This is a genomic window from Alicyclobacillus acidiphilus NBRC 100859, from assembly GCF_001544355.1.
Classification (GTDB): Bacteria; Bacillota; Bacilli; order Alicyclobacillales; family Alicyclobacillaceae; genus Alicyclobacillus; species Alicyclobacillus acidiphilus.
The window spans coordinates 1-9,346 of sequence record NZ_BCQI01000092.1 but is presented as its reverse complement, the minus strand read 5'-3'; the positions used below and the strand labels follow the sequence as shown (position 1 = coordinate 9,346).

The window sequence follows — 9,346 nt, the reverse complement described above, 5'->3', positions numbered from 1 at the left end:
ATTATATACCGGAATTCACGGATTTGCAGAAATCGGCCTAAGAATTTGCGCCGACTATCATGCGTGGGCGATGATCGAATCGAGCAATACGATGGCCGTCTGATCGTCTTGGCAAACCAGCAAAATCGTGTCATCGCCGCAGATGCTGCCAAGCAGACCCGGCGGATTCAACGCGTCGAGAAGCGCGCCAATGGCATGCGCATTGCCTGGGGCGACCTTGATCACGATGAGGTTGTTTGCGCGCGCTTGCGATATAAAGACATCGGCAAGCCTTCGTCGCAAGGCCTCCACGGAGATATTGTTCGTCGCATTCGGGATGGCATACTTGTAGCGACCGTTATTCCCTACGACCTTGATCAATTGAAGCTCTTTGATGTCGCGAGAAATGGTCGCCTGCGTCACTGCGAATCCGGACGCTTCAAGCTCCCGAACGAGTTCCTCCTGAGTTTCGATTTCTTGCTGACTGACCAATTCGCGAATTCGCATCAGCCGTTGATCTTTCACATGCATCTCTCCTATCTGAACCTCCATCGTGGCAGGCGGTGTGTAAGACGCTAGACAAAACGCCGCGACATGTTCGGCAGGCCATTTTCACTGGATACCTCGTCCTGTACACTGGACGGGAGAGGTGTTCGTCATGGAAGAACGAAGAGCGATTCTTCATGTGGATATGAACGCATTTTACGCCTCGTGCCATGCCGCCGCACAACCGGAAGCGTATCGCGGCAAGCCGATCGCAGTGGCTGGCAGCCCCGAGACGCGGCACGGCATTGTCGTGACCGCAAGCTACGAAGCGCGACGACGCGGTGTCCGAACGACCATGAACGTGGCGCAGGCAAGAAGGCTCTGCCCGGATTTAATACTCATTGAGCCCGACTTCGAACTGTATCGAAACTACGCCCGTAAAGTATTCGACGTCGTTCGGCGGTTCACGCCGCTCGTCGAAATTGTCAGCATTGACGAGTGTTACGCGGATGTCACGGGAAGCCGTCAATTTGGTTCGGCCAGCGAGATCGCGCACACGATTCAATCAACCCTTCGAGATGAATTGCAACTTCCCTGCTCCATTGGCGTTTCATACACGAAGTTTTTCGCGAAAATGGGCAGCAATCTCCACAAACCCATGGGTATCACGGAGATAACCGAAGATAATTTCCAGGACCTGATCTGGCCCCTGCCGATCGAGGAGATGCATGGAGTGGGCGAGAAGAGCGCCATTCGACTGGAGCAGATGGGCATTCGGACCATCGGCTCACTGGCCGTGGCAGACAGGCGGCGGCTGCACACCGCCTTGGGAACGCGCGGTCTGGAATTGAGGGATTTTGCCAACGGGCTCGACAGCAGACCCGTGACGGCCGAGCGCCCCCCGGTCAAGAGCGTCGGGCACTCGATCACGCTGCCAAGCGACACCGCTGACCCCGCCGTATGGGCACGGACGCTGCTCAACTTGTCGGATCAAGTTGGACGACGTCTGCGCAAGGAAGGCAAGCTGGGCCGCGTGGTGACCTTGGCGATTCGCGATCATCGGATGAACACCATTACGCGGCGACACACGTTGGATGCGGCAACAAATTTGACGGAGGATATTTATCGCGAGGCGATCAAACTGCTACAATCAAACTGGCAGCCGAATCGACCCATTCGCCTGCTCGGTGTGACGACGAGCAATTTGACCGACGCTTCCGATACGCCCGCGGGGATCGTCCAGCGATCGCTGTTTGACGACAACTCGGAAGTGACCGCGTTTCGGCGCAAAGCGAAACTGCAGAAGCTCACGGAAGTGACAGATGCCATTCGCAACCGTTATGGGGAAAATTCCGTGATTCGAGGACGAATGCTCGAACACGACAGCAGCAATGCGCTGCGCAACCATACATCGCGCGGCACATCGCTGCAAAAGGACAAGCTATATGAAGACGATTAGAAGACGATTCAATGAGGAGGCTGGTCTACCGTGCATGGCACACTCGATCCAGTAATTGCAATCATCATTTGTTTTATCGGCGCGATCGGAATCGTCGTTTGGAACGCAAAACGAGAAGAGTAGTCAGCCCCGTGCGCGGACGCGCTCAGCGACATGTTCTGGATTCGATTCCGCGTACAGCTGTTCTTCCAGTTGCCGCGCTCGTTCCTTGTCCGTACCGAGAGAAAAATACAAATTTGCGCCAATACACAGCGCTAAGAACAAAATCCAAACGACGGAAAATGTGCCTTGCACACCGTGCGTCATATGTGGCAGACGTGGAATTCCGTAAACGCCAATCGCGACCGCCGCGCACGTATATATCAGCGCGTTGCGGCGACCGCCTTTGCGAATCGCCATCTTTCTCCTCACAGCGAACTCCTCCCCTCAACTGCATCTTGTCCACTTCTATGCAAGCCTGCCGCACATTATACCGATTCCCTGTTCGATCCCGCCTTGTTGAACCGTCGACGAGCGAATTAGAACGAAAGCCGTTGGGCAAATTGAAGTGGGAACTCAGCTATCCACGTTGGAGGAGGAGAACTTCATGAGCATACTCGAGAGTTTCAGTCACTGGCGCGAGTTTCTCGGGGAGCACGTCGACAAGGCACAGGCAATGGGGTTCAGCGACGATCAAATTACCAACGTCGCGTCCAAAATGGGTGAATTTCTCGCTGACAAAGTTGATCCAAAAAACCCGGAACAACGTCTTCTCAAAGAAATGTGGGAATGTGGCAACGAAGATGAACGCCGCGCGATTGCAAGTGTCATGGTAAAAATGTCGGATAAGGCACACTAACCAAAAATGGGCTGCCGACAGCAATATATCTGCTGGCGGCGGCCCATTTTGATAAACGGGCATGGATTACAGCTCGACGGATTCGCCAATTTTCAGTTCGAGCCCATCCAGGCCGCGCGCTTTCAGATCGTTCACGAATTTCGCGCCATCCTGAGCAATCAACGGGAAGGTATTGTAGTGCATGGGAATGACTTTCTTGGCGCGCAGCCATTCCGCCGCAAGCAAAGCGTCCTCCGGCCCCATGGTGAAATTGTCGCCAATCGGCAGCAAGGCCAGGTCAATCTGGTTCAGTTCACCAATCAATTTCATGTCGCCAAACAGCCCTGTGTCTCCGGCGTGATAAATCGTCTTGCCGCCCATGGTCAGCAAGTATCCGACAGGCGGACCCACATAGACAAAGCCATTGTCGATCTCCATGCCGGACCCATGGAATGCCAGCGTCAACTTGACACGTCCAAACGGAAAATCGTGCTTTCCACCGATATGTAACGGGTGAATCTGGAGCCCCTTCAAGCCATAATAATGCGCCAACTCGTTCGGAGCGATGACAGTCGCATTGTTCGCGCGGGCAATGGATTCGGCGTCAAGGACGTGATCCGCGTGTCCGTGTGTCAACAGTACATAGGAAACCTTCACATCGTCGGGCGTAATCACCGCTTGTTGGTTGCCGCTGAGGAACGGATCGATGATGATTCGATACTCTTCGTGCTCAATCAGGAAACAAGATTGACCGTGAAATGTGATCTTCATTCCTGGCGCCCCATTTCGTCAAAAATTTGTTGGAGGGAAAGAAGACTCGCTTCTTCCATGACTTCTGAGAGGATGTTTTGAATGTCCATCAACAGCACTTGCAAAGATCGATCCGCTTCCAGATACGTTCGAACGTCGCGATTCAACTGCACAACTTCACTCAGCTTCTGAAAGTTGGAAAGCTCGTCCTCGCTGAGCTGCTCGCCGCGCATCTGCTTCGCTTGCAATTCGAATTGCCGCCGCAGATAGTCGGTCGCCATGCGATGTGCGGAAGGGTCGGCTTCGATGGCCTTTTTGGCCGCCCTCGCCCGTTCAAACGCGTCCCAGCCACGGATAGCCTTTGCCAGTTCGTGCGCTTTGTCGTACGGATTCATCCTATTCACTCCCTCGGGTACATTATAAATGCCACGAGTTGCGCTTCAAAATTCCCCGTGCCACGCTATACTGTCAAGTAGAACTGGAGGACATGTCCATGGACAACTCGCAATTCACGACAGTATACGACGCGATTGGCGGCGAACCGACAATGCGCCGCTTGATTGACGAATTTTACGCGCGGGTGGAAAAGAACGCTTTGCTGCGGCCGCTGTTCCCGGAATCGTTTGACGAAGTTCGGGAGCGTCAATTCTGGTTCCAATCGCAGTTGTTCGGCGGCCCCAAACTGTACTCGGAAAATCGTGGACAGCCCATGCTGCGCGCCCGCCACCTGCCCTTCCCCATCACCAAGGCCCACGCGAGAGCATGGCTGGGTTGTATGAAGGAAGCGATGGCCGCTGCAGGAATTTCTGGGCCAGCAGCCGAAGCCATGATGAGTCGACTAACTTCGACAGCATTTCACATGGTCAATCAAGAAGATGAGGAGCCGGAGGTGGATCGATGAGCCCAATCGGCGAGAAACTAGCTCAAATTCGAAAACAGCAAGGATTTACTCAGGCGCGGCTTGCGGAGCAAGCAGGCATTTCGACCAGCGCCATCGCGATGTACGAAACCAATCGTCGTCAACCTGACGCTGAAACGCTAAGCGCAATCGCGAAAGCGCTGGGCGTATCGGTGTCGGAGTTGCAGGACAGCGCGGCAGCTCCCTTGCAGGCAGGCTCCTCTGCCCACATTGGAATCTATACAAAAGCGGCAGCGGGACAAACCGATGGCGGCGCCTCTGGGGCGTTCCCCGAAAGTCTGGCGGAGGAAGGCACAAACCTGACCAATCTCGCGCTCACGCGGGACGAAGCTCGGGTGATTCTATTTATCCGGATGCATCCCGATACGATGCCGTTTCTTCAGAACTTCATGAGCGCGGACAGCGTCAAGCGCAAGCAGCTTGAAAAGGCCTGGCGTTTAATTCAGGCGTTTCAGTCGTCGTGAGCCGTCGCAAGCCCGCGATCACGGTTTATCATCTGCGGCGATAAGGAATCGGATCTTCGCGCCCGGCCTCGGCGAAGCCTTTCAAACGCAGCCTGCAACTGTCGCATTCGCCGCAAGCCAGTTCCTCTCCGAGATAACACGAAGTCGTCAGTTCGTATGGCACCTGCAGCTCGGTTCCGCGTCGGATGATTTGTGATTTCGTCCAGTGGAGCAACGGCGTTTCAATCTGGATTGCGTGTCCTTCCACACCGGCTTTGGTGCCAATACGCAGTACATGCTGAACCCCTTCGATAAATTCTGGGCGGCAGTCAGGATATCCGCTGTAGTCCAAGGCATTGACCCCAATATAAATCGCCTCTGCGCCCAATACTTCGGCATAGGACGCCGCCATGGACAGAAACAGCAGGTTTCGCCCCGGCACGTAGGTGACAGGAATCTCGTGGGACAACCCGGATTGCGGAACAGAAATCTCCTCATCCGTAAGTGCGCTGCCGCCAATCTGGCGCAAGAAGTCCACGGGAATAATGGGATGTTTCGTCACCCCGTAATGCCTGGCGACCTGTTGCGCGCATTCGAGTTCGCGCCGATGGCGCTGGCCATAGTCGAACGTAATCGGAAATAACTCGTACCCCTCGTCTTGCGCGATGCCCATGCACGTCGTACTGTCCAATCCACCGCTCAAAATGACGACCGCTTTCGCCATTTGATGTCACTCCATTCAAGAGAATTGCTTGTCCTATTGTACCTGAAAAGCATAAACCATGCGTATGATCGCTGCTCAATTTTGGCAGATCCGATTCCCGTGGTACCCCGCCGCCAGCTTACGAGATATAATCACGGTATCGCTCTATCGTCCATATTCAAGATTGACCGGGGGTTGTACTGCATGGAACATTGGAAGAGGTCCGCTCAAGTTGATTCCTATCACGGCGTTTCGGTGGAGGATCCATTCCGTTGGCTGGAAGATCCGAATTCTTCCGATACACAAGCCTTTGTCGCTCATCACAGACATACCTCTCGCCAATACCTGGACACACTGCCAGGCCGCGAGACGATCAGAGAGCGACTGCGAAGCCAATACAACTTCCCGAAGACTTCGGTCCCCAAAGAGGCGAATGGGACGTATTTCTACTTACATAACCCCGGATTGTGGAATCAACCGGCGTTATTTGTGAAGAAGGGGCTTCACGAGCCTTCAGCCATTCTGTTCGATCCCAACGGTCTAAAAGCCGATGGCACCGTTGCCATCATGGCGTTTTCTCCGTCGCCAAACGGCCTGTTCGTGGCGTATGCGCTGTCAGAGAGCGGGAGCGATCGACAAATCATACACGTCCTCGACGCCGCAACCGGGGACCGACTCGAAGATCGCCTCCAATGGTGCAAATTCTCGTCCATTCAATGGACGGCCGACAGCGCCGGGTTCTTCTATACGAGGTACCCGCAGCCAGGCACGGTCGCTGCCGAAGACGAGAACAACTACCAGAAGGTGTTCTATCATCGCATCGGCGACAACCAGACGGAGGATCGACTGGTTTGCGAGTATCCCGAAGACAAAACGCTGCACTTCTCGCTGTCTATGTCGAGCGACAAACGTTACCTGCTGCTGCACGGCTTGGTCGGCACCGACACCAAGAATCGGCTGTGGCTGCTCGACTTGTCCGCTGGACTCGGCGAAGACGCGGCAATCGAGCGCATTGTCGATCAACCAGACGCGTCGTATCACGCCATCGACGTGATTGGCCGAAAGCTCTACGTCCAAACTGACCATTCAGCGCCTAACGCGAAAATTGCATACTTCGACGTCGAACATCCAGACAAAGGTTTGGTGGATGTGATTCCGGAAGGATCTTCCGTCATCGACTTTGCCCGCATCATCCACGGCGAAATCGTCGTTGGCTATCTGACGGACGCGCATTCGCAACTCGAACGGTTTGCGATGGACGGTTCGCCGATTGGCTCGATCCCGCTGCCAACCATGGGCTCCGTCGACTCCGTGTACGGGCGCGCCTCGTCCGACGACATGTTCTTCCGATTCACGTCCTACTTGTACCCGCCGACGGTGTTTCGGTTTGACTTTGCGACGGAATCGCTTGAACCGTTTGCGCAATCCGAATCGTCGATCGATCCGGCCGACTACGTGACGCACCAAGCGTTTTGCCAGTCGTACGACGGCACGAGCGTGCCCATGTTCATCACGCACAAGAAAGGCATCGCGCTCGATGGAAACAACCCTGCGCTGCTCTACGGCTATGGCGGTTTTCGCGTCTCGCTGACGCCGGCGTTTTCCGCTTCCGCGATGGCGTTCGTCGAACAAGGCGGCGTCTATGTCGTCGCCAATCTCCGCGGTGGTCTCGAGTACGGCGAAGCGTGGCACCGAGATGGGATGCTTCACCAAAAGCAACACGTGTTCGACGACTTTATCGCTGCTGCCGAGTACCTGATTGAAGCGAAGTACACGAATCCGAAGAGGCTTGCCATCATGGGTGGGAGCAATGGCGGACTGCTCGTCAGCGCGTGCATGCTCCAGCGCCCCGACCTGTTCGGCGCCGTGGTTTGTATGGTGCCGGTGACCGATATGTTTCGCTACCACAAATTCACCGTCGGCCATTTCTGGATTTCCGAATACGGAAACGCGGAGGCAAGCAAAGAAGAGTTCGAAACACTGCGCTCGTATTCCCCGCTGCACAATGTCAAGCCTGGGGCCAAGTACCCGCCGATTCTCATCACGACGGCGGATACCGACGATCGCGTCGTTCCCGCGCACGCCATGAAGTTCGCAGCGACCTTGCAATCCGTCGCCAGCCCAGACAACACGGTGATCCTCCGGATCGAAACCAGCGCAGGCCACGGGGCGGGCAAGCCGACGGCCAAGATCATCGAAGAGCAGACGGATATCTACGCCTTCTTATACAGCGTGTTTGGCGTATCCATTGAACAGTAACGAATATGGAGAAATCGTCACATATTTCAACAACGATGTGATATGATCTCGACCCTTGCACGCAACGACAAGATGATCAGCTTTTCACAAAGGGGACTTCGTCAATGGCACAGGAAAACTCTCCGATCCAACACGAATTGCGGTTCGCCGAACGTACGCAGTTCCAAGCCGGGATCGCGGCATTCGACTTCTCCGGCCGCGCCCTGAAGCATTCCGACGTCATTGCGTTCAACTATGGCCTGCCAGACGGCGATCTGTTCCAGCTTCCCGAACTGAAAGCGGCGACAGCCCTCGCGCTTTCGGGCGACGGCGCTCGATCTCTGCAGTACGGCGGCGGTTCCGGCACGTCCCGCCTCCCGGCATACATCGCCGCGGATCGATCCCGACGCTGGAACACCACCGTCGAACCGGACGAGGTCTTGATTACCAGCGGATCGTCCCAGGCCATCGATCTCGCCGGGCGCCTCTTTCTCGACCCGACCGACGAAGTCTGGTTTGAAGCGCCGAGTTATTTTGGCGCCATCCACGTACTGTCCCTCTACGGCCGCCAACGGCGCGGTTTTGGCATGGACGCGCAGGGACTCGTCGTCGACGAGGTGGCCGAAGAACTGGAACGGCGGGCCAAGACGGGCGCCCCGCTTCCAAAACTGTTTTACGTCATCCCCAACTACCAGAATCCGACAGGTCTCACGATGAGCCTGGAACGCCGTCGAACGCTCGCGGAACTCGCCATGCGCTACGGATTCTACATCATTGAGGACGACGCCTATGGCGAACTCGGCTTTGACGGCGTGGCCCTGCCGCCCATCCGATCGTTCGCGCCAGAGCACACGCTGTACGTCACCACGTTCTCCAAGACGGTGGCTCCAGGATTGCGCGTGGGTGCCGTGATCGCCCCGAAGACGATCATTCGCGGGATGCAGCGCGTCAAATCGGAGGGCGGCACGAGTCCTTTCGTGCAGGAGACACTCGCCAATCTGCTCGAGAGCATCGATTTCCAGGCACATCTCGCGCACCTGCGGCAAACCTATCGCGATCGGCGGGATGCGATGACGGAGACCCTCGCCAAGGTCATGCCGAGTGGATGCGAATGGACGACGCCGCTTGGCGGTTTCTTCGTGTGGGTTACTCTGCCGGAACATACGGACATTCATCGGGTATGGGAGCATGCCCTCGAAGAACGCGTGTCCTTTGTCGGCGGGCCTCCGTTCTACGTGGACGAGGCGGGCAAGAATCAAATGCGGCTCTCGTTCTCCTACTTCAAGCCGGACATCATCCGGGAAGGCGTCCTGCGGCTGAGCCGGGCGGTGGAAAAGAGCATGTCGCCTGCACTGACGCCAACAGCGCCAAGCGCGGGGCGGTAGGCGAACGGAGTGAGGGACGGTGGGGCGCGGAGGCGCGGAGGCGCGGAGGCGCGGGGCGCGGGAGGCGCGGGGCGCGGGGCGCGGGAGGCGCGGGGGCGCGGGGCGCGGAGGCGCGGAGGCGCGGAGGCGCGGGGCGCGGGGCGCGGGGCGCGGAGGCGCGGAGGCGC

At 56.6% G+C, this 9,346-nt stretch carries 11 protein-coding genes; 6 read left to right on the top strand and 5 right to left on the bottom strand.

Going from position 1 to position 9,346, the window contains the following annotated elements; genetic code table 11:
• Positions 1-57 precede the first annotated feature (57 nt).
• Positions 58-510, bottom strand: coding sequence for an arginine repressor (argR, locus tag AAC01S_RS17325; RefSeq protein WP_067625436.1), 453 nt, complete (start codon positions 508-510; stop codon positions 58-60).
• A gap of 127 nt (positions 511-637) precedes the next feature.
• Between argR and AAC01S_RS17320 the strand changes: the two genes are divergently transcribed.
• On the top strand, positions 638-1,924 hold the full coding sequence (locus AAC01S_RS17320) for a DNA polymerase IV (protein WP_067625433.1): 1,287 nt from the start codon (positions 638-640) through the stop codon (positions 1,922-1,924).
• Positions 1,925-2,047: 123 nt separating this feature from the next.
• On the opposite strand, the gene AAC01S_RS17315 is transcribed toward AAC01S_RS17320, so the two are convergent.
• Entirely contained in the window at positions 2,048-2,335 is a 288-nt protein-coding gene (locus AAC01S_RS17315) for a hypothetical protein (protein ID WP_245630274.1), read from the bottom strand.
• A 175-nt stretch (positions 2,336-2,510) separates the two neighbouring features.
• Between AAC01S_RS17315 and AAC01S_RS17310 the strand changes: the two genes are divergently transcribed.
• Positions 2,511-2,762 (top strand): DUF3243 domain-containing protein, encoded by a 252-nt coding sequence (locus tag AAC01S_RS17310; protein WP_067625430.1) that lies wholly within the window; start codon positions 2,511-2,513, stop codon positions 2,760-2,762.
• A 66-nt stretch (positions 2,763-2,828) separates the two neighbouring features.
• On the opposite strand, the gene AAC01S_RS17305 is transcribed toward AAC01S_RS17310, so the two are convergent.
• Both AAC01S_RS17305 and AAC01S_RS17300 read right to left on the bottom strand, forming a co-directional pair.
• Positions 2,829-3,512, bottom strand: a complete 684-nt coding sequence (locus AAC01S_RS17305) for a metal-dependent hydrolase (RefSeq protein ID WP_067625427.1) — start codon at positions 3,510-3,512, stop codon at positions 2,829-2,831.
• Complete coding sequence (locus tag AAC01S_RS17300; protein ID WP_067625424.1) at positions 3,509-3,886, bottom strand: YlbF/YmcA family competence regulator; 378 nt, start codon at positions 3,884-3,886, stop codon at positions 3,509-3,511. Before AAC01S_RS17300 ends, AAC01S_RS17305 begins: the two co-directional genes overlap by 4 nt.
• 98 nt (positions 3,887-3,984) lie before the next feature.
• Between AAC01S_RS17300 and AAC01S_RS17295 the strand changes: the two genes are divergently transcribed.
• Both AAC01S_RS17295 and AAC01S_RS17290 read left to right on the top strand, forming a co-directional pair.
• Positions 3,985-4,392 (top strand): globin domain-containing protein, encoded by a 408-nt coding sequence (locus tag AAC01S_RS17295; RefSeq protein WP_067625421.1) that lies wholly within the window; start codon positions 3,985-3,987, stop codon positions 4,390-4,392.
• On the top strand, positions 4,389-4,874 hold the full coding sequence (locus AAC01S_RS17290; protein WP_067625418.1) for a helix-turn-helix domain-containing protein: 486 nt from the start codon (positions 4,389-4,391) through the stop codon (positions 4,872-4,874). Before AAC01S_RS17295 ends, AAC01S_RS17290 begins: the two co-directional genes overlap by 4 nt.
• Before the next feature lie 28 nt (positions 4,875-4,902).
• Here AAC01S_RS17290 and queC read toward each other — a convergent pair whose 3' ends face one another.
• Positions 4,903-5,577, bottom strand: a complete 675-nt coding sequence (queC, locus tag AAC01S_RS17285) for a 7-cyano-7-deazaguanine synthase QueC (RefSeq protein WP_067625416.1) — start codon at positions 5,575-5,577, stop codon at positions 4,903-4,905.
• Between the two features lie 183 nt (positions 5,578-5,760).
• Between queC and AAC01S_RS17280 the strand changes: the two genes are divergently transcribed.
• A complete protein-coding gene (locus tag AAC01S_RS17280; RefSeq protein ID WP_067625414.1) occupies positions 5,761-7,815 on the top strand; it encodes a prolyl oligopeptidase family serine peptidase in 2,055 nt (684 codons plus the stop codon).
• Positions 7,816-7,919: 104 nt separating this feature from the next.
• Positions 7,920-9,179, top strand: a complete 1,260-nt coding sequence (locus tag AAC01S_RS17275) for an aminotransferase-like domain-containing protein (RefSeq protein WP_067625411.1) — start codon at positions 7,920-7,922, stop codon at positions 9,177-9,179.
• Positions 9,180-9,346: the final 167 nt, after the last annotated feature.